Raw genomic sequence first — 23,830 nt, forward strand, 5'->3', positions numbered from 1 at the left:
GGAGTGCCCCGATGATGCGCACCATGTTCAAATCCAAGATTCACCGTGCCACCGTGACCCAGGCCGACCTGCACTATGTCGGGTCCGTCACCATTGACGCCGCACTGATGGAAGCCGCCGACCTGCTGCCCGGCGAGCTTGTGCACATCGTCGACATCGACAACGGCGCCCGGCTGGAGACCTATGTCATCGAGGGCGAGCGCGGCTCGGGCGTCATCGGTATCAACGGCGCCGCCGCCCACCTCGTGCACCCCGGCGACCTGGTGATCCTCATCAGCTACGCCCAGGTCGACGACGCCGAGGCGCGTACCCTCCGGCCGAGCGTCGTGCACGTCGACGCGGACAACCGGATCGTCGCCCTCGGCGCCGACGCGTCCGCGCCCGTACCGGGTACCGACCAGGTGCGTCCTCCGCACGCCCGGTCACTGGCCGCCGGGGCCTGACGCACCGGGCGCCGGGGGCTGACGGCACGGGAACGCATCCTGCCGGATGGCCCCCGACCTGCTCCGGCCGCGGCGCGGGGGCGTCGTTACCATCGCGGACATGCTCACGCTCCTGCACACCTCGCCCGTTCATGTCCCGGTCTTCGAAGAGCTGCGGGACCGGCACCTCCCGGGGCTTCCGATGCGCCACCTGGTGCACGAGAGCCTGCTGGCCGGTGCACGCGAGTCGGGTCCCGAATCGGTGGACGGCGAGGTGCGGCGGGTACTGGCCGGAGCCGCGGCTTCGGGCGCCGGCGCCGTTCTCTGCACCTGCTCCACCATCGGCGGGGTCGCCGAGGCGGCCTCCGCCGCGACGGGGGTGCCGGTCCTGCGCGTGGACCGGCCGATGGCTGCCTCCGCAGTGGCCATCGGGCCGCGGATCGCCGTCGTCGCCACGGTGGAGAGCACGCTGGCACCGACCACCGCGCTGCTCCACGAGGCGAACCCGGACGCCGATGTCTTCCCCCTGTTGGCGGAAGGCGCCTGGGAGCGGTTCGAGGCGGGGGACCGCGACGGACATCTGGACATGGTGGCGCGCACCGCCGACGCCGTGCAGGGCGTCGACGTGATCGTGCTGGCCCAGGTCTCCATGGCGGACGCGGCCGCCCGTACGAGCACTGCGGTGCCGGTGCTGTCGAGCCCGCTTCCCGGGCTGCGGGCGGCGGCCGGACTGGTTTGACCCGGCGCGCGTGGGCAGGCGGAGCGGGAGACATTGGTCAGGACACGCAGCCGTACTGTGGGAGGTCCACCGTGACGCATCCGTATCCCCGCCCTGCCCCGCCGAATCCGGGCGGTCCGGATCCTGTGCCGCCCTCGCCGACCCCGCCGCCGGGCCCCGGTCCGGCCCCGGAGCCGCCGCCGCTGCCCGATCCGCTGCCCGACCCCGTACCGCCGTCGCCCGGCCCCGAGCCGACACCGTCGCCCGGACCTGGCCCCGGTCCCGGCCCGGACCCGACGCCGGAGCCGCAGCCCGGCCCGGTGTCACACCGCTGACCGGGCAGCCGGTCGGACCGCAGCGCGTCGTAGCAGGCGGGCACCGCTGAGGAGGCCGGCACGGGGACACCTGGCGCACGGCGGCAACAACCACCGCGCGCCAGGGTGTCCTGAGCCCGCCGGTCTGCGGCGAACTTCTCGTCGACAGCAGTCGACAGCAGTCGACAGCAGTCGACAGCAGTCGACAGCAGTCGACAGCAGGGGCCGCGGCGACTGCTTCCGTTCGCGTATGCCCTTCCGTGTCACGGGCCGGTGCGGTGAGCTGCTGGTGGATCAGCTTTCGATTTCGGTTTTGTCCGCGCCCCAGAGGGTGTGGAATACGCCGTCGCGGTCGGTGCGGCGGTAGGTGTGGGCGCCGAAGTAGTCGCGTTGGCCCTGGGTGAGGGCTGCGGGGAGGCGTTCGGCGCGCAGGGAGTCGTAGTAGGCGAGGGCGGCGGTGAAGCCGGGGGTGGGTACGCCCTGGATGACCGCGGTGGCGGTGACGGCGCGCCAGTCGTCCTGTGCGGCGGCGATCTCGTCGGCGAAGCCCTTGTCGGCGAGAAGACTCGGTAGCTTGGGCTGGGCTTCGTAGGCGCCGGTGATCCGGTCGAGGAAGGCGGCGCGGATGATGCAGCCGCCGCGCCAGATCGCGGCGATCCTGCCGAGGTCGATGTCCCAGTCGTACTTCCGGCTGCCTGCGGAGAGTTCGTGGAAGCCCTGGGTGTAGGAGACGATCTTCGAGGCGTACAGGGCCTGTTCGACCTTGTCGGCGAAGGCCGCGGCTTCGTCCTCGCTCAGGGGCCGGGCGGTGGGACCCGCGAGATGCCGGGAGGCTTCGCGCAGGTCGGCGTGGCCGGAGACCGAGCGGGCGAAGACCGCTTCCGCGATACCGGAGACGGGCACGCCGAGGTCGAGGGCGATCTGGACGGTCCACCGGCCGGTGCCCTTCTGCTCCGCCTGGTCGAGCACGACGTCCACGAAGGGCTTGCCGGTCGCCGCGTCGACGTGCGAGAGCACCTCTGCGGTGATCTCGATCAGATAGGAGTCCAGGCGCCCGGTGTTCCAGGTGCGGAAGATGTCCGCGATCTGCGCCGGGGAGTAGCCGGCCACGTCCCGCAGTAGTTGGTAGGCCTCGCCGATGAGCTGCATGTCGGCGTACTCGATACCGTTATGAGTCATTTTGACGAAATGGCCGGCGCCATCAGGGCCGATATGCGTGACGCACGGAGCCCCGTCCTTGGCCTTCGCCGAGATCTTCTCCAGCATCGGCCCGAGCGACTCGTACGACTCGGCGGAGCCGCCCGGCATGATGCTCGGTCCGTTGAGTGCGCCCTCCTCGCCGCCCGAGATCCCGGTGCCGACGAAGTGGATGCCCCGCTCGCGCAGCTCCTTCTCGCGGCGCCTGGTGTCCTCGAAGTGCGCGTTGCCGCCGTCGATGATGACGTCGCCCTTCTCCAGCAGCGGGGCGAACTCCTGGATCACGGCATCGGTCGGGTCACCCGCCTTCACCATGATCACCAGCCGGCGCGGGCGCTCCAGAGCATCGACGAACGCCTCCGGGCTCTCCGCGGGCACGAAGGCGCCCTCCTCGCCGAACTCCTCCACCAGCTCGTGCGTCCTGGCCGCCGTGCGGTTGTGCAGCGCGACGGTGAATCCGTTGCGTGCGAAGTTACGGGCGAGATTGCGGCCCATCACCGCGAGTCCCGTGACGCCGATCTGGGCTGTTCCACTCATTGGCCGTGCTCCTCGGAATCGTGGGGGGATGCCACGCCTGGGCGTATACCCGGACCGTACGTCCGGCAGCCCGATCCCGTCGGGATCTGTGGGCCGGGCGGCGTACTGGTCAGCGCGGCCGTTCCGGGGATACGCCTGCCCCACTCCACGGGGGTCATCACACCGTTCACGCGGCCTTCCGCCCCCGGCCGCGGGTGGAGCGGACGATGTCCGCATACCGGTGCCCGCTGCTCTTGACGGTGCGCCGCTGCGTCGCGTAGTCGACGTGCACCAGGCCGAACCGCTTGTCGTAGCCGTACGCCCACTCGAAGTTGTCCAGCAGCGACCAGGCGAAGTAACCGGCCAGCGGGGCACCCCTGCGGGCGGCGCGGGCGCAGGCGGCCAGGTGCTCGTCGAGGTACTGGACCCGCTCCGGGTCGTCGACCGAGCCGTCGGCGCGGACCACGTCGGGGTAGGCGGCGCCGTTCTCGGTGACGTAGATCTTCCGCGCCCCGTACTCGTTCGCCACCCGCAGCAGGATGTTCTCCAGACCGTCGGCGTTGACCTCCCAGTCCATCGCCGTGTGGCGGGCGCCGGGCAGATAGACCTGCTTGGCGTGCGGCGGCGGACCCGTCGGGTCGTCGGTGACGACATTGCGGAAGTAGTAGTTCACGCCGAGCCAGTCGAGCGGGGTGGCGATCGTGTCGAGGTCGCCGGCACGGACCGGGAGGCGGACACCGTACAGATCGACCATGTCCTGCGGGTAGCCGAGCCCGTGGATCGGGTCGAGCCACCAGCGGTTGGTGTGTCCGTCGGCGCGGACGGCCGCCGCCCGGTCCTCCTCGCGTTCGGTGGCCGCCTCGCAGGGGCTGAGGTTGTTGACGATGCCGACGCGGGCCCCGGGGACAGCTGCCCGTACCGCCTGCGTGGCCAGCCCGTGGCCCAGGTGGAGATGGTACGAGGCACGGACTGCGGCGGTGATGTCCGTGAGGCCGGGTGCCATCCGGCCCTCCAGATGGCCGATCCACGACGAGCAGAGCGGCTCGTTCAGCGTCGTCCAGTCCTTCACGCGGTCGCCGAGCCGCCGGGCCACCACGGCCGCGTACTCGGCGAAGTGCTCGGCCGTCTCGCGGGCCGGCCAGCCGCCGCGGTCCTGCAGGGTCTGCGGAAGGTCCCAGTGGTACAGGGTCGGGAAGGGGGTGATGCCGGCTTCGAGCAGGCCGTCGACCAGCCGGTCGTAGAAGGCGAGCCCCTTCTCGTTGACCGGTCCGTCGCCGCCGGGCACGACACGCGGCCAGGCGACGGAGAACCGGTACGCGTCCACGCCGAGCTGCTTCATCAGCCCGATGTCCTCGCGCCAGCGGTGGTAATGGTCGCAGGCCACATCGCCGTTGTCGGCGTTGTCGATCTTTCCGGGAAGGTGCGAGAACGTGTCCCAGATGGAAGGCGAACGGCCGTCCTCGGCCACGGCACCCTCGATCTGATATGCCGCCGTGGCCACTCCCCAGGTGAAGTCCGCGGGAAGGGAGTTGTACTCGTTCACGGGCTGCCTTTCTGCTGCACGGTACTTATATATGCTGCTGTGCGCTGAGTTGTGATGAGCTGTGCCGAGCTGGGATGGGTCGGGATGAAATGAGCGCCACGGGAAGTGCTGGGCGGGGCGGTCACTTCACCGCGCCGGCGGTCAGGCCGGCGACGAGGTACCGCTGGAGGAGCAGGAAGCCGGCGACGACCGGCACGCTGACGACGAGTGAGGCGGCCATGATCTGGTTCCAGTACACGTCGTTCTGCGTCGAGTAGCCCTGGAGCCCCACGGCGAGCGTCCGCGTCGTGTCGTTGGTCATGACCGACGCGAAGAGCACTTCGCCCCACGCGGTCATGAACGCGTACAGGGTGACGGCGATGATGCCGGGGACCGCCGCGGGGACGATGATCCGGAAGAGCGCCCCGAGCGGCCCGCAGCCGTCCGTCATCGCCGCTTCGTCCAGATCCTTCGGGATGGAGTCGAAGTACCCGATGAGCATCCAGATCGAGAACGGCAGCGAGAACGTGAGATACGTGAGGATCAGACCGCCGCGGGAGCCATAGAGGCTGAGGCCGGTCGAGTTCCCGATGTTCACGAAGATCAGGAACAACGGGAGCAGGAACAGGATGCCGGGGACCATCTGGGTGGAGAGCACCGCGACCGTGAAGACCCGCTTGCCGCGGAAGCGGTAGCGGCTCACCGCGTACGCCGCGAAGATCGCGACCACCACCGAGCAGACGCTCGCTGCACCCGCCACGATCAGCGAGTTCATGAAGTACCTGGCGAGCGGGATCGTGCTCCAGATGTCGATGTACGGGCGAACGGTGAACCCGGTGGGAATCCAGGAGAACTTGCCCGCCACATCACCCAGCGGCTTCAGCGAGCTGCTGATCATGACGTACACCGGCACCAGGGTGAAGATCAACACCAGGGTGAGCAGCACGCGCCGGGTCCAGATGAAGGACCGCGGCGGCGCGGTGGGGGAGCGGTGGACGGTGGCCGGGCGCTGTGCGGCGGGGGAGTGTGGTGCGGTGCTGGTACTAGACATCGGCGCTCTTCCTCCCGCGCGACGTGAAGATCAAGTAGACGGCTGTCACCAGCAGCAGGAAGAGCAGGAGCAGCACGGACATGGCCGAGCCGCTGCCGAAGTTCCAGGTGTCGAACGAGGATTGATAGATGTGGATGGAGACCAGGTCGGCGGCTTCGGGTGCGGATTTGCCGAACAGGACGTACGGCGTGTTGAAGTCGTTGAAGGTCCACAGGAAGAGGACCAGGACCAGGACCTGATTGACGGAGCGCAGTGACGGCAGGGTGATCTTGCGGATCTGCTGCCACATCCCGGCGCCGTCGATCGCGGCCGCCTCGTACAGCTCGCGCGGAATGTTCTGGAGCGCCGCCATCACCATCAGGAAGGCGAACGGCCAGGACTTCCAGACGGCGACGATGACGAGGGCGTAGAAGCTGTTGTCGCCGATCAGCCAGAACGACGGCTTGTCGGTGATGCCCAGTTGGTCGTGGAGTACGTGGTTCACCAGCCCGTTGTCCCGCTGGAACATGAACGCCCAGGTGATGATCGCGGTATAGGCCGGCAGGGCGTACGGGATGAGGAAGACGGTCCGCAGCAGTCCGCGGCCCCGGAAGTCCTCCTGGAGCAGGATCGCCACACCGGTACCGATCAGCCAGGAGAGGCCGACGGCCAGCACGGTGAACGCGCAGGTGACATAGAAGGAGTGGAGGAGGGCCTCGCCGATCGGGGCGTTGAAGTCGACGGCGATCCTGAAGTTGTGCAGGCCTGTCCAGGGCGCCCGGTTCCAGTCGCGGATGAAGAACTGAGTGAGGCCGCGGAAGCTCATCACGATGCCGATGACCATCGGCAGGATGTGGATGAGCAGTTCGAGTACGAGCGCGGGCAGCAGCAGCAGGTACGGCAGGCCGCCGCGGCGGATCCGGTCGGGGATGCGCGGGGTGCGTGGCCGCCGCGCACCCCCGGACTTCAGGGCATCGCCGCCGGCCGCCGGCGGTAGCTGGGACGTGCTCTCCAGAAGGAGGGGCGCGGCGGATCCTCGGGTGACGGACTGGGGCTCTGGCGACGGAGGGGAGGTCATCGGAGTCAGTGCCTCACTGGGTCATCTGCTGCTGCGCCTTGGTGAGCTTGGACTTGACCGAGGCCGTCGTGATGGTCTTTCCGGCAGCGGCGTCGGCCCACAGCTCCTTGATGGCGGTTCCGACGGTCGTCTCGAACTGGGACTCCGAAGCCACCTGCGGCAGCGGCGCCGCACTCTGGGTCAGCGTGTCCTTGAGGACCTTCACCCCGGGCACGTTGAAGGCGGGGTCGGACTGGGCGGCCGTGACGGGAGGCACGGCGCCATAGGCCTTGTTGAGGATCTTCTGCTCTTCGTCGCTGGTCATGAACTTCACGAACTTCAGCGCGCCCTTGGTGTTCTTCGTGTTCTTGAAGACGGCCATGTTGATGCCCGCCACCATGGAGTTGACGTTCTTCCCCTGCCCGGGGGTGCCGGACTCGACCGGCGCCGGAGCAGCCCCCCAGTCCTGCGGCTTCATCCCCTGGGCGGCGAAGGTGGAAGCGGCGGCCTGCCACAGCACCATGGCGGTCCTGCCCTTGGAGAAATCGCTGAGCGACTGGTTCTGGGCGTACTCCGCGTTGCCCGGCGCGATGACCTTGTCCTTGCCCATGAGGTCGACGTACTGCTTCACGGCGGCCACGGCACCGGGAGAGGTGAAGGTCGGCTTGCCGGACGCGTCGAAGAAGTCGGCCCCGTGCTGCTTGCCGAGTACGAACGCCTGGTGGATGTTCTCCGAGAGGTTGCCGCCCTCGGCGCCGAGGCCCCACTTGCCGCTGGTGCCGTTCTTGGAGATCTTCCGGCCGTCGGCGACCAACTCGTCCCAGGTGGCCGGGGGCTTGGCTATGCCCGCGTCGGCGAACATCTTCTTGTTGTAGTAGAGCGCGTACGAGAGGGAGTACAGCGGGACGGCCGCCGGGTCCTTCTTCGGGGCGCCCGCCGATGCCACGGCCGCTTCGACGAACCGGTCGCGGCCGCCGATCGCGGCGAAGTTGGCCTTGTTCCAGGGCAGCAGAGCGCCGGTGGCCTGCAGCGAGGCCGACCAGGTGTTGCCGATGTTGAGCACATCGGGACCCTGGCCCGAGGTCGTCGCCCCGAGGATTCGCTTGAGCAGGTCGGCCCAGGGCACGACCTCCAGCTTGACCTTGATGCCGGTCTGTTTCTCGAACTTCTTCAGTTCGGGCGTGAGGATCCGCTTGTCGGCGGGGATGTCCGGTCCCTGGTTGGAGGCCCAGTAGGTGAGCGTCTTGGGGGACGCGTTGCTGCCCCCGCCGCTGGGGTCACTGCCTCCGCCGCACGCCGTGGCTCCGGCGAGCGTGGTGAGAGTGACGGCGACTGCTGCTGCGGCTCTGATACTGCGCATGTTCGTTGGCCCCTTCCCGGGGTGGCTGCGTTCAGGATTCGAACGGCCTTCACGACTTAATTCAGGTCGTGAGTTAAGTAGTGAGAGAAGGTCGGGTCAAGAGCTTTCACAGGGGTATGTTGCCTACCGGGAAGGAGCCACATGGCTGAACAGGGCAGACGAACAGTGCGTGACCTGCGGCGCGGCAACCGCGCAGAGGTAGTGCAACGGTTGTATTTCGACGGGCCGCTGAGCCGTCAGGAGCTCGGCGCGGCCACCGGTCTGAGCTCGGGTTCGATCAGCAATGTGGTCGCTGAACTGGCCGCCGACGGACTGCTCGAAGAGGCCGGGGTGGTCGAGTCGGAGGGCGGCCGTCCGCGTACGCTGCTGCGCGTCGCCCCCGCGAGCGGCCATCTGATCGGGATCGACGTGGGGGAGACCCGCGTCCGGGTCGAGCTCTTCGACCTGTCGCTGGGTGAACTGGCGCGTGCTGAACGTCCGTTGGTGCACCATGGCTATGACATCGGCCGGATCGTCGGCCATATCCGCGAAGCCGTCGCCGATGTGCTCCGGGAGGCGGACGTGAGCGCGGCCCGGCTGGTCGGCGTCGGAGTGGGCGTACCGGGGATCATCGACCGGGACGGGCCCGACGGCGTCGTCGTGCACGGCCAGACCGTCGGCTGGGACGCCGTCCCGCTGGAGGCGATGCTCCGCGAGTCGGCCGAACTCCCGTCCTGGGTACCGCTCTTCATCGACAACGGGGCCAAGACCCTGGGCCAGGCGGAGATGTGGTTCGGCGGCGGGCGTGGTGCGAGCGACGCTGTCGTGGTGCTGTTCGGTTCCGGAGTCAGCGCGTGCGTCGTCGTCGACGGCGAGCTGTACGGCGGTGCGGACAGCAGGGCCGTCGAGTGGGGGCACACCACCGTACGGGTGGGTGGGCGGCGTTGCCGCTGCGGTTCGCCCGGCTGCCTGGAGGCATACGTGGGCGCCGAGGCCATCCGGGAGCGGTGGCTGGAGTCGGGCGGGCCTCCGGCCGCGGCAGCCGACGAGGAGACGGCCCTCGCCACCCTGCTCGCCGCGGCGCTGCCCACGGCCGGCGGCAGTGCGGGCGACACCGCCGCTGCCGGGCTGCTGGACGAGACCGCCGAGTATCTGGGGGCGGGCATCGCCGATCTGATCAACCTCTTCCGCCCCGAACGGATCCTGGTGGGGGGCTGGGCCGGCCTGCTCCTCGGTCCGGCACTGCTGCCCGCTGTGCGCCGGTACGCGAAGGAGTACGCGATGCACCACCCGGCCGGGCGCGTCACCATCGACCTGGGCACGCTGGGCGCCGACGCGGTGACACTGGGGGCGGCCACTCTGCCGCTCGCCGATTTCCTCGCCCGCGGCGGCAGGCACCGCAGACACGATGCCCCGGACGCGGGCGCCGGACCTGCCGCGCTGCTGCGGGGGCAGGGGAACTGGCGGCCTGTCGTGGTCGAACGGCGATGAGGCGGGGGTCGGCATCCCTCCACGGTCGCGCTCGGGCGGGTGCCGGACCTGCCGCTTTGCCAGGCCCTCGCCGGCCCGGCCCCGTTCTCAGGCGTGCGGGGCGGCGCCGGCGGCGGTGGCCTTCGTCCGCGCGAGCAGACCGCGGGTACCGCTGACCGTCAGCGTCGCCACCAGTGCGGCCAGGGCCGCCGCCTGGATCTCACCGCCGACGATGGTGGAGTACGGGGCCTGCGCCGACGTCAACAGGCCCATCAGGGCGCAGCGTTGGGCCAGAACGACGGTCCCGAGCACAGCCAGCGCGAGCGGCAGGGCCGGTTCCGGGGTCCCCGCGCCGCGCCGCGACGCCCGGATCCGTGCGACCCACCAGGCGCAGCCCGCCGCGACGACGACGGTGCCACTGCCCCAGACCGAGTCCGCGCCCTGCGGCCACACCACCATCGAACCGCCCATGAGCACGCAGGTGCCCAGGAGCGCGGGGCCCGCCGGAGCGAACGGCAGCCGGGCGGGCGGGGCGTCCGAGTGGTACCCGCACCCGACGGCGGCGACCGTCAGCCAGGCCGTCGCGGCCGTCACGACCGTCAGCGCGGACGGCGCCACCCCGAGCCCCTGGCCCATCGGCCGGCCGACGAGGTACGACAGCGAGGGCGCAGCACCGAGCAGGGCGAGCGTGAACGCCGCCCGCCGGCGGTCCCGCAGCAGCGCGGCGTACGCCACCGGCCAGGCCAGCGGCAGCACCCAGAGCAGGGTCTGGGCCACCCCCATGAGCACCCCATTGCCGGTGAATGTCCTCATGAAGTCGGCCCGGTCCTTGGGGGCGGCGCCGGTGAGCCAGGCGGCGGGAAGCGCCCGCTGGGTGAGGGCGTCGGCTGCCAGGAGCGCCACGCTCAGCAGGGCGAAGAGGCGTACCGCCGATCCGATGGCCGCGTAGCGGGGCGGGGCACCCGCGCTGCCGAGCCTGGTGCGGACCGAGAGGGCGACGATGCTTGCCACCTCTCCCCACGCGGGGCGCGCGAGGTCCTGATCGGCCTCGTCCATGTCGTCCAGATAGGTCTCGACCATCTCCTCCTCCCGCTCGGCCCGGTAGTACGCGGGCAGCATCCGCAGCACCGTCCGGTAGCGCTGTTCGAGCAGTGTGGTCATGCGCCACCTCCTGCGAGGCCCGGGCGTCCTGGCCGGGTGGTGGGCTGCGCGCGGGCATCCGCCGGGCGGTGGGCGGCCATCCGGCGGGTCGCGGTACGCGCTCCGGCCGCCATCCGCTCGGCCTCGGCCGACAGCGCGGAGGCGCCGTCGTCGGTGAGGGCGTAGTACCGCCTGAGCCGGCCCTGCTGCGCCTCCTCGCGGTCCAGTTCGATGAGCCCGTCCGCCGCCAGCCGGTCCAGGACGCCGTACAGCGTCCCGACCCGGAGCTGGACCTCGCCGTCGGACAGCTCCTCGACCTCGCGCACGATGCCGTAACCGTGTCTCGGCTCGTCGATCAGTGCGGTCAGTATGAAGAACGCGGCCTGGGTCATGCCTCGGGAAGCCATGTGGGTCATGTTATATCGGCTTCCGATATATAGCGAGAGGGCGAGTGAGCGCGCCGTCGCCCGCCGCGCGGGGCCCTTACGCCGCTACGGGACCAGCCCCACGCCGACATAGCCGGGATACGGGATGAGCTCGGGTGCGGGCGTGTCCTTGAACCACTCGGGTGCCGTCACCACGCCCGGCTCCACCGGGTCGAGCCCGTCGAAGAACCGCACGATCTCGGCGCGCGCCCTGGGCCGGAAAGGGATGTGGCTGGAGTAGGTACGGGCCACATGCTCCTCGGCCTCCGGGAACGAGTCGAGACTGGCCTGCGCGAGGATGAGGCAGCTGCCGGACGGCAGCCGGCCGACCAGCTCGCGCACGATCGCGTGCGGGTCCTCCTCGTCCAGGATGAAGTGCATGATGGCGATGAGCGACAGGGCGACCGGCCGGCTGAAGTCCAGGAACGTACGGGCGTGTTCGAGGATCACCTGCGGTTCGCGGACATCGGCCTGGATGTAGTGGGTGGCGCCCTCCGGGGTGCTCACCAGCAGGGCCTCGGCGTGGCGCAGCACGATGGGGTCGTTGTCCGCGTAGACGACCCGGGCCGCCGGAATGATCTCCTGGACGATCTGGTGGAGGTTCGGCTCGGTCGGGATTCCGGTGCCGATGTCCAGGTACTGGTCGATGCCCTGGTGCGCGGCCCAGGCGGTGGCGCGGTGCATGAACGCCCGGTTCTGTTCCGCTCCGACCCGGATGAAGTCGGCCAGCTGCTCGCCCAGTTCACGGTCGACGAGATAGTGGTCCTTGCCGCCCAGCAGATAGTCGTAGACACGCGCGGGGTGCGGCTTGCTGGTGTCGATCTGGTGCTTGGGGTTGCCTGCCGTCATGGGTGCTCCGTTGCGGGTCCGAAGGGGGCGGGAGGGCGGCGGAGCCAGGCGCTCACGCACCGCTCAGCCGCCCGTCCCCACCTCGAAGTCTGTCACTCCGGGGCCGGTCGGTGCCGGGGCACGGTCCGGGCGCCGGGACCGCGAGTCCCGCCGTGCGGCCGCCCGCCCATCGGATACGGCCAATGCCCGCAGCCCGGCTGGTGGTTCGGCGTGGGTCATCCGACCGGATGCGCCGTCAGCCGCGGCACTCCGACCGCTCTCCGGGACCGCCCGCGAAGTTACGGTGCACACGCGCTCTTGTCATTCCCTCCACAGCGGCCTTACTTTTGCGCCCTGCGACGGGTCCGACGGACGTGACCGACGGGCGTGTCCGACGCGCGAGTGGGGGAGCCCAGCATGGCCGCATCCGGTCGTCATCGCCGTTACGAGCCGAGCCGGATCAACCGTGCCTCGCTCGCGGTCACCGCCGGCGGTGCCGGACTCGCGCTCCCGCTGCTCACCGCCGGTTCGGCCGGCGCGGCATCGGGGGACGTCTGGGACAAGGTGGCGCGCTGCGAATCCACCGGCGACTGGCAGATCAACACGGGCAACGGCTACTACGGCGGGCTCCAGTTCAGCCGGTCCACCTGGCAGGCGTACGGCGGTGGCGTCTACGCCGCGCGGGCGGACCTGGCGACCGAGCGGCAGCAGATCGCGGTCGCGGAGAAGGTGCTCAGGGCGCAGGGGCCCACGGCCTGGCCGGTCTGCTCGGTACGGGCCGGGCTCAGCAGGGACGACGCCGCCCCGGAGACCGCCGTACGGACGGGCACGGGAGCCGGAGCCCGCACTGGCACGGGGACTCGCACGGGGGCGCGGACCGCGAAGCCCCGGAGCGAGCCGGAGTCGCGGACCCGGCCGGCACCGTCCGCGAGACCGGCGGCGTCCACCGCCCCCGCCGCGCACCCTGCCGCCTACACCGTGGTCAGCGGCGACTCGCTCTCCGGGATCGCCGAGTCCGAGAACGTCAGTGGCGGCTGGCACCGGTTGTACGAGGGGAACCGCCGGGTGGTCGGCGCCGACCCCGATCTGATCCGTCCCGGCCAGCGGCTGAGCATCGGCGAGCAGCAGCAGAAGGCCACGACGGGTCACCCGGCCGGCCCCACCGAGCCCCGGTCCGCGAAGACCGCGCCCGCGAGGACCGGCCCCGCGAAGCCCCGCACGACGCGGACCGAAGCGGCCCCTGCCGAGCCCGCGGCGCCGCACTCGAAACCCCGCCGGACACCGCCGCCCGCGAAACACCACTCCGCGGAACACCACTCCGCGGCGCCGACCGCGGCATCGACGGCCCTGGTCGCGCCCGTACCCGGCCACCACACCACGCCCTACCGCGCGTCCGGCGGGTCCTGGTCCAGCGGCCACCACACCGGTATCGACTTCCCGGTTCCGACCGGCACCTCGGTGAAGGCGGTCGCCGCGGGCCGGGTCGTCGCCGCGGGCTGGGGCGGTGCCTACGGTTACCAGGTGGTCATCCGGCATACGAACGGCACGTACACCCAGTACGCCCATCTGTCCGCAGTGACCGTCCGAATGGGCCAGAACGTCCAGCGGGGACAGCGCATCGCCCGCTCGGGGGCGACCGGGAACGCCACCGGTCCGCACCTGCACTTCGAGGCGCGGACCGGCCCGGAGTACGGCAACGACACCGATCCGCTGGCCTACCTCAGGGCGGGCGGCGTCACCGTGTGATCGTCCTTCTTGGACCTGGTGCGCGCGGGCACCAGCCGCGGCGCCGGTCCCGCGGGGCGGCCGAGTGGCGGTACCTGGGCGGAGTTCTGCCGGTCCCCTGACACGCGCTCGTCCTCGGACCCCGGCCGGTCGGCGGAGAGCCGCTCCGTCGTCAGGAGGATCAGTCCGCCCGCCGCCACGACACCGCAGGCGAGCGCCAGCACCGTACCGGCCACCCCGTAACGGAACTGCTCGCCGAAGAGCGTGACCCCGATCGCCGCGGCCAGCACCGGGTTGACGACGGTGACGGTCGCCAGCGGGGCGGCGAGACCGGCTCCCCGGTACGACGCCTGCGAGAGCAGCACTCCGGTCGCCGCGAACCCGGCGATCGCCAGCAGGCTCGCCCACTCTGCGGTCGGCGTGTGCGAGGTCAGGTCCACCGCGACGGTCTTGGTGAAGACGGAAGCGGCGCCGAAGGCCACGCCCGCGCCCGTCGCCAGCACAATGCTCCGCACGACCGGCTTGCGCACGCGCAGGGCCGCCAGGAAGAGCACCGCGATCCCGCCGAAGGTCGCGAGCGCCAGTACGGTCCGCTCACCGCCGGGGAGCGTGCCGCTGTCCGCACCGCCGGTCAGCGCGAGCAGCCCGGCCAGACCCACGGCGGCCATGATCGCGCCGCGCCAGGCGGTAGCGCCCGCCTTGCGATGTACGAACACGGCGGCCATCGGTAGTGCGAAGACGATGGTCAGCGCGCCGAGCGGCTGCACCAGGCTCAGCGGCCCGTACGCCAGCGCGACCACGTGCAGTCCCGCTCCGAGGCCGTTCAGCGTCATGGCGGCCCACCAGCCGCCATGACGCAGAGGTGCGTACGGGCTGCCGGGGGTGGCCGCGGCGACGCGTTCCTGCACGATGGCTCCGGCCGCATACGCGACCGCGGAGACCAGCGACAGCAGCACGGACAGCGCGAGGGCACTCATGTATCAACGATCTCTCCTTTCGGCCGTAATGTCGTCGTACCCAGGCACCGAATCGTTCGTACTACCAGAGCAGTACGTGGCTGCCCGGGGCGTAGTCCTCGCGGCGGTCGTGCGGGAGGCCGGGATCCGTCCGGTGTGACGCCACGCGCCGCCCCGGGCGGCGGGCCGGGCTTCACAGCATCCTGCGGCGCCTGCCCAGCCAGGTCTGGGCGATGACCACGGCCGCCAGGAAGGCGCCGCTGACCACCTGCTGGTACGCGGAGTCCAGCGAGCCGATCTGGTTGATGACGTTCTGGATGACCTTCAGCAGCAGCACACCGACGAGCGAGCCGCTGATGAAGCCGAATCCGCCGGTCAGCAGGGTGCCGCCGATGACGACGGCCGAGATCGCCTCCAGCTCCATGCCCGAGCCGAGGATGGTGACACCGGAGACCAGCCAGGCCGCGTTGAGCGCCCCCGCGAGCCCCGCGCAGACCCCGGAGAGCGCGTACACGGTGGTCTTCGTACGGGCGACGGGGGCGCCCATCAGCGCTGCCGCGTCCTCGTTGCCGCCGACCGCGTACACGTACTGGCCGAAGCGGGTGCGGCGCAGCACCACCGCTCCCAGCACGAAGAGCGCCACCGTGATCCAGACGGGCACCCCGACGCCGAGCAGCTTGTTCTGGCCGAGACGGGCGAAGAACGACGTGTCGTCGACCAGATAGGTCGTCGCGCCCTCATGGGTGATCGCCAGCAGAATGCCGCGGGCGGCGAGCAGCGACGCGAGTGTCACGATGAACGGTGCCAGCCTGGCCCTCGCGATCAACAGGCCGTTGACCAGGCCGATCAGCCCGCAGACCGCCAACGGGAGGAGCAGGGCCACCACGGTCCCGTACCGCGAGCCCCAGGCGCCGAGCACGCCCCCCAGCGCGAAGAGCGAGCCCACCGACAGGTCGATTCCGCCCGTGATGATCACGAAGGTCATACCGAGGGCCACGACGGCGAGGAAGGCCGAGGAGACGGCCATGTTGCCGAGGTTGTCGGTGGTGAGGAAGGTGTCGAAGCTCAGCGAGGCAGCGATCACGGCGACGACGAGTGTCACCAGCGCGCCGTGCTGCTGGGCGAGTGCGCTGATCCGCTCCCCGCGGGTCGGGCCGTCCGGCCCGGCCCCTTCGGTCGGCCGGCCGGTCCCGATGGTCTGCACGGCGGTCACCGCTTCCCCCGTTCCCGTGCCGCGTACACCGCGAGCACGATCACCACGGCCTGAGCGATCTGCGTCCAGGACGGCGGCAGATCGTGCTTGATGAGCGTGGCGGTGAGCAGCTGGATGAGGACGGCCCCCGCCACGGTGCCGCCGATCCTGATGCGGCCGCCGCTCAGCGGCGTACCGCCGACGACCACCGCGGTGATCGCGGAGAGTTCCATCAGAGTGCCGAGCGAGGTCGGGTCACTGGCCTGCAGGCGCGCCGACGCGAGGACACCGGCGACGGCGGCCAGCACCCCGGAACAGACATAGACCAGGATCAGCACCCGCCGGACCGGAAGTCCCGCCAGCTGCGCGGCCGGCCGGCTGTCGCCGATGGCCAGCAGCTGCCTGCCGAACGTCGTACGTCGCACGGTGAACGCGACGACCAGGGCGAGGGCTGCCGCGATCAGCACCAGATAGGGGATGCCGAGCATGTCCCCCGAGCCCAGCGACGCCATCCCGGGGTCGTGGATGTCCTTGAGCTGGGGGAGCAGGACCAGGGCGACCCCGCGTCCGGCGACCATCAGCGCCAGTGTCGCGACGATGGGCTGGACACCGATGAACGCGATCAGCGAGCCATTGGCCACCCCCACCACGATTCCGCCGATGACGGCCGTGATGAGCGCGATCCACACCCCGTAGCCGAGATAGAGCGAGACCAGTGAGGTCGAGAGGGCCATCACCGAGCCCACCGACAGGTCGACGCCCTCGCTGCCGATCGCCAGCGCCATCCCGAGCGCCACGATGAGGACCGGTGCGACCTGCACGGCCTGGGTACGGAAGTTCTCCGCGGACAGGAAGTGCGGAGTGAAGGCGATGTTGGCCACGATCAGCACGGCCACCCCGGCGTACACCCCGTACTCCTGGAGGAGCCGCAGCAGCCGGTCGCGGTCGGCCGAAGTGCGCCGGAGCGCCAGGTCAGTCATCGTCCCCGCCCTTCGCCGCGATGGCCCGCAGCAACTGCTCCCCGGTGACGGCGTCACCCGACAGCTCCGCGACGACGGCGCCGTCCCGCAGGACGACCACCCGGTCGGAGCCCTCGATCAGCTCCTCCAGGTCCGAGGAGATCAGCAGCACGCCCAGTCCGTCCTCGGCGAGTTCGTCGATGAGTCTCTGGACCTCGGCCTTGGCACCGACGTCGATGCCCCGGGTCGGCTCGTCGAGGAGCAGCACTTTGGGCCGCATGGCGAGCCAGCGGGCGAGCAGCACCTTCTGCTGGTTGCCGCCGGAGAGTTCGCCCACCTTCTGGTGCGGGCCCGCGGCCTTGATCCGCAGACGCGTCATGAAGGTCTCCACGATGCTGTCGATACGTTTCTCGTCGACCAGGCCGAAGCGCGAGAGCCCCGGCAGCGCGGCGAGTGCGATGTTCTCCCGGACCGAGAGCCCCGGCACGATGCCCTCGGCCTTGCGGTCCTCCGGCAGCAGACTGATGCCCGCCCGGATGGCCGCGGGGGTTGATCCCGTACGGACGGCGCCACCCGCGACGAGCACTCGCCCCGATTCGGGCGACAGCGCGCCGGCGATGGCCTTGGCGGTCTCGCTGCGGCCCGAGCCGAGCAGCCCGCCGAGCCCGACAACCTCGCCGGGCCGGATGTCGATCGAAACATCCTTCAGGACATGGCGGATCGTCAATTCCTCGGCTCGCAGGACGGGTTCGGTCTCGTCGGCGTGCCCGCCGGTGAACTGGGTGAGGCCTTCGCTGCGCACCTCGCCCATCTCGCGCCCGAGCATCATGGAGACCAGCCGCAGCCGGCCGAGCTCGGCGATCGGTCCGGTGTGTACGACTTCGCCGTCCCGCAGCACGGTCACGGTGTCGCAGACCTCGTACAGCTCCTCAAGGCGGTGGCTGACATAGATCACCGCGATCCCGCGCTCGCGCAGCATTCGGATCACCCCGAACAGGGTCCGGACCTCCGCCGGTTCGAGTGAGGACGTCGGCTCGTCCATGATGACCACCCGCGCGTCGACCGAGACCGCACGGGCGAGTGCCACCATCTGCTGCGTGCCGACGCCGAGCGAACGCAACGGTCTGCGGACGTCGGTCCGTACCCCCAGCGAGCACAGTGCCTCGTCCGCCTCGCGGTGCATCCGGCGGAAGTCGATCAGGCCGATACGGTTGCGGGGCTCGCGGCCGAGGAAGAGGTTGCGGGCCACACTCAGCAGCGGGACCAGATTCACCTCCTGGTAGATCGTGGAGATCCCGGCGTGCTGTGCGGCGAGCGGGGTGGCGAACGACACCGGCTTCTGACGGTAGGTCAACTCGCCCTCGTCGGGGCGGTAGACACCGGTCAGCACCTTGATGAGGGTGGACTTCCCGGCGCCGTTCTCACCGATCAGCGCATGGACCTCGCCGGGCCGCACCGCGAAGTCCACCCCGTCGAGCGCACGGGCGCCCGGGAACGTCTTGGTCAGACCGGTGACGGACAGCACCGGCCGTTCCGGCGCCTCCCTGTTCACCGGCTGTTCCGGCGCCTCCACGCTCAGAACGCCTTGCCGATGTCGGACTTGGCGTTGTCCTTGCTGTACTCGCTGTCCTGGATGATGATGTTCTGCGGGACCTTCTGGCCCTTGGTGAAGTTGTCGAGCGTCTCGAAGGCGAGCGGTCCGAAGCGCGGGTTGGACTCCACATCTCCGCTCATCCAGCCGTCCACGATCTGCTGGACGCCGTTGCGCGTACCGTCCACGGTCACGATCTTCACCGCACCGGCCTTCTTGCCCGCGCCCTTGAGCGCGTTGACGGCGCCGAGGCCCATCTCGTCGTTCTCCGCGTAGATCCCGGCGATGTCCGGATTCGACTGGATGAGCTGCTCGGTGACCTGCTGGCCCTTCTCGCGGACGAACTCACCGGTCTGCTCGAAGACCACCTTGAGCCCGGGGGCCTTCGCCTTCAGCTCGTCCTTGAAGCCCTTGGTGCGTTCGGTCGTGACGTTGTTGCCCGCGGACCCGAGCAGAATGGCGAGTTTGCCCTTGCCGCCGGTCGACGCGATCATCTGGTCGGCCGCCCGCTTGCCCTGCTGGACGAAGTCGGAGCCGATGAAGCTGACGTAGTCCTTGCACGGGGTTGCGTTGATCTTGCGGTCGACGGTGACGATCGGGATGTGCTTCGCCCGCGCCGTGCGGAGCACAGGTCCCCAGCCGTCCGAGTTCAGCGGGGCGATGACCAGCAGGTCCGCGCCCTTGGCCATCAGGTCCTGGACATCGCTGATCTGCTTGGAGAACTGCGACTGCGCGTTGGCCGTGAGCAGTTTCAGGCCGCGCTTGTGGGCCTCGGCCTTCATGGAGGCGGTCTCGGCGATCCGGAAGGGGTTGGCCTCCTTCTCGGACTGGGAGAAACCGATGGTGGCGCTCTTGATGTCGAGCTTCTTGCCGCCGAACTGACCGATGGTGCAGCTCTTGGCGTCCCCGGCGGACGGGGTGGCGACGACCTGGCCCGAATCGCCCTTGCCGGACGAGGCGGAGGTGTCCTTCGCGCCGTCGTCCTCCGACTTGGCGCAGCCGGAGGCGAGCGCGAGGCTCGCGGCGAGACCGGTGGCGAGTAGGGCTTTGCTGGTGGTACGTCGAAGGAGCATGGTCGGATTCATGGCGTCCCCAGATGTGGCGCGGGCCCGTGGCAACGAGGCACGGGAGGCGGGCTCGTACGAGTCGACTCAGCGTTCCGGGCCACTTTTTACAACGTTAGAAGAGTCCTGTAAACCCTTCGCGTACCTGACAACCCGATATCGGGCCCGGCGCCGGAGCCGATACCGGGCCTGATGCCGCGTCACCGGCGGCCCAGGGTGCTCTCCCGCTCCACCAGCCGGAATTCCGCGGCGAGTTCACGTCCGGCCGGCGCGTCGGCCACCTGCCCCGGGTGCCGGCCGGAGCCGCTGCCGGATCCCGTTCCGGGGCCCCTTTCGGAGTCCTGGAGACCGTCGATGACCGACTCGACCGCGAGCCGGGCGATGGACTGCTTGTCCGGCGAGACGGTGGTGAGGGTGACCGCGCCGAACCTGCCCTCCGCGATGTCGTCGAACCCCACCACCGCCACGTCCCAGGGCACCCGCAGTCCCCGTTCCGAGAGCACCCGCATCGCACCGACCGCGACCAGGTCGTTATAGGCGAAGACCGCGTCCGGGCGCCGGCCCGAGTCCAGCAGCCAGGCCATCGCCTGCGCCCCGTCATCCCGGTCCCAGCCGCTGGTGGGAGCCACCAGAGTGTCCGGCGCCGGCAGACCGGCGGCGGTCAGCTCCTCGCGCCAGCCACGAAGCCGCAGCTGGGCGGGCCTGTTGATCCGGTCGGTGCGCGCGCCGAGGTACGCGATGCGGGTGCGGCCGAGTCCGATCAGATGCCGCACCGCGCTGCGCGACGCCGCGACGTTGTCGATCGCGATGTGGTCGTACGGCAGGTCGTACTCGCGCTCGCCGAGCAGCACCAGCGGGGCGTCGTGGATCCGGCTGCGCAGGTCGTCGGCCTCCAGCTCGATGGGGGAGAGGATCAGCCCGTCGATGACCCGGCCCCGGAAGCCCTGGCTGACCAGGATCTCCTGTTCGCGTTCGCCCCGGGTGTGGTCGAGCAGCACCGTGTAGTCGTGCTCGGCCGCCGCGTCGATGACGGCCCCCGCCAGCTCGGCGAAGTACGGGTTGCCCAGTTCGGGCACCGCGAGCGCGAGGATTCCCGTACGGCCTTTCCGCAGGTGGCGCGCGGTGAGGTTCGGTACGTAGCCGAGTTCGTCGATCGCCGCCTGCACTCTGGCCCGCATGGCCGGAGTGACGTGCTGGTAGTTGTTCACCACGTTCGAGACGGTCTTGATCGAGACGCCCGCGAGCCCGGCGACGTCCTTGAGGCTTACGCCCACTGAGTCTCCCCTCCGAGTGGTCATGCCGCTGGACAGCAGGCAGGAGTCGTGCTGTCATGCCAACTGCCGTTCCTTCCAACGTTGTACAGACTGTCGCAACGAGCCGCCACCCTTCCTCACCAAAGGAGGATCCGTGCGCATCCGAAGAAATCTGGCCCTACTCCTCGCCGCCGTCACCGGCTTCGCGGGGCTCTCCGCCCTGCCGGCCGCGTCCGCCACGCCCGCACACCCGAGTCCCGCCGTCACAGCCCACGGGCTGAAGGGGGAGTACTACACCCAATCGGCCCCGGGCGCCTTCGACTTCGGGCAGCTCAAGGCCACCGGGTTCGACCCGGATATCGACTTCCCCACCCTGGAGTCACGGCTCCAGTCCGCCACCGGACAGTCGGACAACGACAGCGTCCGCTGGACCGGGAAGATCGTCCCGGAGAAGTCCGGCGCCCACACGTTCTCGATGATCGGCGACAACGGTTTCCGGCTCTGGATCGACGGAAAACCGGTCATCGACCACTGGGTGGACGACTGGGAGAAGGAACAGACCTCCCAGCCGGTCGAGTTGACGGCGGGCAGGGCCTACGACATCAAGATCGAGTACTTCGAGCACGAGGGCGGGTCCGACCTCCATCTGAAGTGGACCCCGCCGGGCGGTACCAAGACGCCGGTCCCCCAGTCCGCGTTCCGGCTGCCCGACGGTTACGACTACGACGGTGCCATCGCCGCCACCGTCCAGAAGTCCGGCCGCACCCTCAAGCTGGACTTCGCGCAGAAGCTCGCGCCCCTGCCCGCCGGACTGGCGGGCCATCTCGATGCCGTCATCGGCGGCGCGACCTGGCCGCTGGGCGCCGTCAAGGCGGACCCGGCCGACCCGCGCAGCCTGATCGTGGCACTCAAGAAGCCCGTGGTGGGCAAGAAGGGCGGCGGCGCCAACGGCCTCGCGGACATCCGTTACGACGGCAAGGGCGCGCTGAAGGGCCGGGACGGCAAGACGGTCGGAGCTTTCTGGTCGAGCGGCGGCAACGACTCCGAGTACGAACTGCGCACCAAGTGGGCGGACGACGTCAGCCCGTCCAACGCGCTCCCCGAGTACCCGAGGCCCCAGCTCACCCGGGACGACTGGCAGAACCTCAACGGCAGTTGGCAGTTCGCCGCCGCCAAGGCGGGCGAGAAGCCGCCGGTCGGCAAGAAGCTGGCGGAGAAGATCCTCGTGCCGTACCCGGTGGAGTCGCAGCTCTCCGGGATCGAGCGGCACGAGGACCGGATGTGGTACCGGCGTACGTTCACCGTCCCCAAGGGCTGGAAGGTCGGCTCGGGCAAGCGGCTCCAGCTCAACTTCGGGGCGGTCGACTGGCAGGCCGAGGTGTACGTCAACGGCACCAAGGTCACCGAACACAAGGGTGGCTACGACAAGTTCAGCGCGGACATCACCGACGCGCTGAAGCCGGGCCGCACCCAGGAAGTGATCGTCGGGGTCTATGACCCGACCGACGCCAAGGGCGGCGAGAATCCGCCGATGGGCAAGCAGCGCCTGGACCCGAGCGGCATCTGGTACACCCCGTCGTCCGGCATCTGGCAGACCGTGTGGATGGAGCCGGTCGCGGCCGACCACGCGGACTCCCTCAAGCTCACCCCGGACATCACGGCGCAGCAGGTCGCCGTCGACGTGCGGGGCGTACGCGACGGGGTACCCGTCACGGCCACCGCGTACGACGGGAAGCGCAAGGTGGGCACCGCCACCGGCCGTACCGGTGCGGCACTGAACGTACCGGTGCCCGAGCCGCACCTCTGGTCGGCGGACGATCCGCATCTCTACCGGCTCAGGGTCACCGTCGGCTCCGACCGGGTCGGCAGCTACTTCGGGATGCGCTCCATCGCCGTCGAGAAGGTGAACGGCACCCCGCGCACCGTACTCAACGGCAAGCCCGTCTTCATGATGGCCACCCTCGACCAGGGCTTCTGGCCGGACGGCCTGTACACCGCGCCCACCGACCAGGCCCTCGCGTACGACCTCAAGATGCACAAGGCGATGGGCTTCAACGCGGTCCGCAAGCACATCAAGGTCGAACCCGACCGCTGGTTCTACTGGGCGGACAAGCTCGGTCTGATGGTCTGGCAGGACATGCCGGCCATGGAGGCGGGCACCAACCCGTCCCCGGCCGCGCGCACCGAGTACGAGCACGAGATGAAGCAGATGATCGACCAGCACAGCAGCCATCCGTCGGTCGTCATGTGGGTGACCTTCAACGAGGGCTGGGGCCAGTACGACATGGCGCGCATCGCCGACCAGGCCAAGGCATGGGACCCGACGCGGCTGGTCAACAGCATGTCGGGCATCAACCTGGGAACGGACGGCGGCACCGGCGACATCATCGACGAGCACGGCTACCCGAGCCCGGCCCTGCCGGCGCCCGACGGGAGACGCGCGCTGGTCAGCGGTGAGTACGGCGGACTCGGACTGGCCGTCCCCGGGCACGCCTGGGCGGTGCAGCAGTCGTACGTCGCGGTCGACCCGGCCACGTACACCGACGACTACCTCGCCAAGCTGGACGAGGTGCGCAAGCTCGCCTGCCAGGGCAGCAACGGCGCCGTCTACACCCAGATCTCCGATGTGGAGGGCGAGTTGAACGGGCTGATGACCTACGACCGGAAGATCGTCAAGCCCGATGTGAAGCGGGTCAGGGCCGCCCAGCAGGCGCTGATCCACGACGCGTCGCAGGCGGTTCCGGCAGGGTGCCCGGCCTCCTGACCGGTCCGGGTGCACCGGACCGCGCACGGCCCGGTGCACCCGGAGCGTTGCGGTCGGAACTCTTGCGCGGTCGGAACTCTTGACGCGAGCGCGACAGGAATCAACAATGATCGCGTTCTGACAACGTTGTCCAAAGGAGGCGGAGCGGCTTGTCCCATCACCCGTACGAGCTGAGCCCACGCCGCTTCGCCTACCGGCCGGCGGGTGAACTCTCCCGCCACGGCCAGGACAGCGCGCCGACCGCGGACGGGTCCGCCCGTTATGTTGCCCTTGCCCTTGCCGTTCCCGGCCGGCACTACGACGACGCGCCCCTCGTCCCGCTCGGCGCCTCCTGACCCCGGCGCCCGC

20 protein-coding genes are annotated in these 23,830 nt (G+C 70.1%); 6 read left to right on the plus strand and 14 right to left on the minus strand.

The annotated features are described in order from the left end of the window. Positions 1 to 11 precede the first annotated feature (11 nt). Together panD and OHB13_RS33225 are read left to right on the plus strand one after the other, a co-directional pair. Entirely contained in the window at positions 12 to 443 is a 432-nt protein-coding gene (gene panD / locus OHB13_RS33220; protein WP_266850773.1) for an aspartate 1-decarboxylase, read from the plus strand. Between the two features lie 100 nt (positions 444 to 543). After that, positions 544 to 1,161: an aspartate/glutamate racemase family protein gene (locus OHB13_RS33225; RefSeq protein ID WP_328379572.1), complete on the plus strand. Its 618-nt coding sequence runs from the start codon at positions 544 to 546 to the stop codon at positions 1,159 to 1,161. 587 nt (positions 1,162 to 1,748) lie between these two features. Here OHB13_RS33225 and gndA read toward each other — a convergent pair. From gndA to OHB13_RS33250, 5 genes are all read right to left on the minus strand, one after another. Next, entirely contained in the window at positions 1,749 to 3,188 is a 1,440-nt protein-coding gene (gndA, locus tag OHB13_RS33230) for an NADP-dependent phosphogluconate dehydrogenase (RefSeq protein WP_328379573.1), read from the minus strand. A gap of 166 nt (positions 3,189 to 3,354) precedes the next feature. Next, positions 3,355 to 4,710, minus strand: coding sequence for a GH1 family beta-glucosidase (locus OHB13_RS33235; RefSeq protein ID WP_328379574.1), 1,356 nt, complete (start codon positions 4,708 to 4,710; stop codon positions 3,355 to 3,357). Positions 4,711 to 4,831: 121 nt separating this feature from the next. Next, positions 4,832 to 5,740 carry a carbohydrate ABC transporter permease gene (locus OHB13_RS33240; RefSeq protein WP_328379575.1) on the minus strand — a complete coding sequence of 303 codons (909 nt, stop codon included), beginning with the start codon at positions 5,738 to 5,740 and terminating at the stop codon, positions 4,832 to 4,834. Further along, on the minus strand, positions 5,733 to 6,797 hold the full coding sequence (locus OHB13_RS33245) for a carbohydrate ABC transporter permease (protein WP_328379576.1): 1,065 nt from the start codon (positions 6,795 to 6,797) through the stop codon (positions 5,733 to 5,735). Before OHB13_RS33245 ends, OHB13_RS33240 begins: the two co-directional genes overlap by 8 nt. Before the next feature lie 13 nt (positions 6,798 to 6,810). Next, positions 6,811 to 8,136 (minus strand): ABC transporter substrate-binding protein, encoded by a 1,326-nt coding sequence (locus tag OHB13_RS33250; protein WP_328379577.1) that lies wholly within the window; start codon positions 8,134 to 8,136, stop codon positions 6,811 to 6,813. 141 nt (positions 8,137 to 8,277) lie between these two features. Here OHB13_RS33250 and OHB13_RS33255 point away from each other — a divergent pair, with 141 nt between their 5' ends. Continuing rightward, entirely contained in the window at positions 8,278 to 9,606 is a 1,329-nt protein-coding gene (locus tag OHB13_RS33255) for an ROK family transcriptional regulator (RefSeq protein WP_328379578.1), read from the plus strand. An 87-nt stretch (positions 9,607 to 9,693) separates the two neighbouring features. Here OHB13_RS33255 and OHB13_RS33260 read toward each other — a convergent pair whose 3' ends face one another. The 3 genes from OHB13_RS33260 to OHB13_RS33270 form a co-directional block, all read right to left on the minus strand. Continuing rightward, complete coding sequence (locus OHB13_RS33260) at positions 9,694 to 10,746, minus strand: hypothetical protein (RefSeq protein WP_328379579.1); 1,053 nt, start codon at positions 10,744 to 10,746, stop codon at positions 9,694 to 9,696. Continuing rightward, on the minus strand, positions 10,743 to 11,117 hold the full coding sequence (locus tag OHB13_RS33265) for a PadR family transcriptional regulator (protein WP_266860529.1): 375 nt from the start codon (positions 11,115 to 11,117) through the stop codon (positions 10,743 to 10,745). Before OHB13_RS33265 ends, OHB13_RS33260 begins: the two co-directional genes overlap by 4 nt. A gap of 99 nt (positions 11,118 to 11,216) precedes the next feature. Beyond that, positions 11,217 to 11,999, minus strand: coding sequence for an SAM-dependent methyltransferase (locus OHB13_RS33270; RefSeq protein WP_328379580.1), 783 nt, complete (start codon positions 11,997 to 11,999; stop codon positions 11,217 to 11,219). A gap of 396 nt (positions 12,000 to 12,395) precedes the next feature. Between OHB13_RS33270 and OHB13_RS33275 the strand changes: the two genes are divergently transcribed. Next, positions 12,396 to 13,724, plus strand: a complete 1,329-nt coding sequence (locus OHB13_RS33275; protein WP_328379581.1) for a transglycosylase family protein — start codon at positions 12,396 to 12,398, stop codon at positions 13,722 to 13,724. On the opposite strand, the gene OHB13_RS33280 is transcribed toward OHB13_RS33275, so the two are convergent. The 6 genes from OHB13_RS33280 to OHB13_RS33305 form a co-directional block, all read right to left on the minus strand. Further along, positions 13,694 to 14,680: a DMT family transporter gene (locus OHB13_RS33280; protein ID WP_328379582.1), complete on the minus strand. Its 987-nt coding sequence runs from the start codon at positions 14,678 to 14,680 to the stop codon at positions 13,694 to 13,696. The genes OHB13_RS33275 and OHB13_RS33280 overlap by 31 nt on opposite strands. Positions 14,681 to 14,852: 172 nt before the next feature. Further along, a complete protein-coding gene (locus OHB13_RS33285) occupies positions 14,853 to 15,872 on the minus strand; it encodes an ABC transporter permease (RefSeq protein WP_405754694.1) in 1,020 nt (339 codons plus the stop codon). Further along, complete coding sequence (locus tag OHB13_RS33290; protein WP_328379583.1) at positions 15,869 to 16,831, minus strand: ABC transporter permease; 963 nt, start codon at positions 16,829 to 16,831, stop codon at positions 15,869 to 15,871. Before OHB13_RS33290 ends, OHB13_RS33285 begins: the two co-directional genes overlap by 4 nt. Further along, positions 16,824 to 18,335 (minus strand): sugar ABC transporter ATP-binding protein, encoded by a 1,512-nt coding sequence (locus OHB13_RS33295; RefSeq protein WP_328380449.1) that lies wholly within the window; start codon positions 18,333 to 18,335, stop codon positions 16,824 to 16,826. Before OHB13_RS33295 ends, OHB13_RS33290 begins: the two co-directional genes overlap by 8 nt. Positions 18,336 to 18,385: 50 nt before the next feature. Continuing rightward, positions 18,386 to 19,474 carry an ABC transporter substrate-binding protein gene (locus OHB13_RS33300; RefSeq protein ID WP_266850749.1) on the minus strand — a complete coding sequence of 363 codons (1,089 nt, stop codon included), beginning with the start codon at positions 19,472 to 19,474 and terminating at the stop codon, positions 18,386 to 18,388. A 191-nt stretch (positions 19,475 to 19,665) separates the two neighbouring features. Continuing rightward, a complete protein-coding gene (locus OHB13_RS33305; protein WP_328379584.1) occupies positions 19,666 to 20,739 on the minus strand; it encodes a LacI family DNA-binding transcriptional regulator in 1,074 nt (357 codons plus the stop codon). A gap of 22 nt (positions 20,740 to 20,761) precedes the next feature. On the opposite strand from OHB13_RS33305, the gene OHB13_RS33310 reads away from it, so the two are divergent. Both OHB13_RS33310 and OHB13_RS33315 read left to right on the plus strand, forming a co-directional pair. Beyond that, entirely contained in the window at positions 20,762 to 23,482 is a 2,721-nt protein-coding gene (locus tag OHB13_RS33310; protein ID WP_405754699.1) for a PA14 domain-containing protein, read from the plus strand. Positions 23,483 to 23,631: 149 nt separating this feature from the next. Next, the gene (locus OHB13_RS33315) at positions 23,632 to 23,817 is read left to right on the plus strand and encodes a hypothetical protein (protein ID WP_328379586.1); all 186 of its coding nucleotides are present in this window, start codon (positions 23,632 to 23,634) and stop codon (positions 23,815 to 23,817) included. The last annotated feature ends 13 nt before the right edge of the window (positions 23,818 to 23,830 follow it).

Source organism: Streptomyces sp. NBC_00440, from assembly GCF_036014215.1.
Lineage (GTDB): Bacteria > Actinomycetota > Actinomycetes > Streptomycetales > Streptomycetaceae > Streptomyces.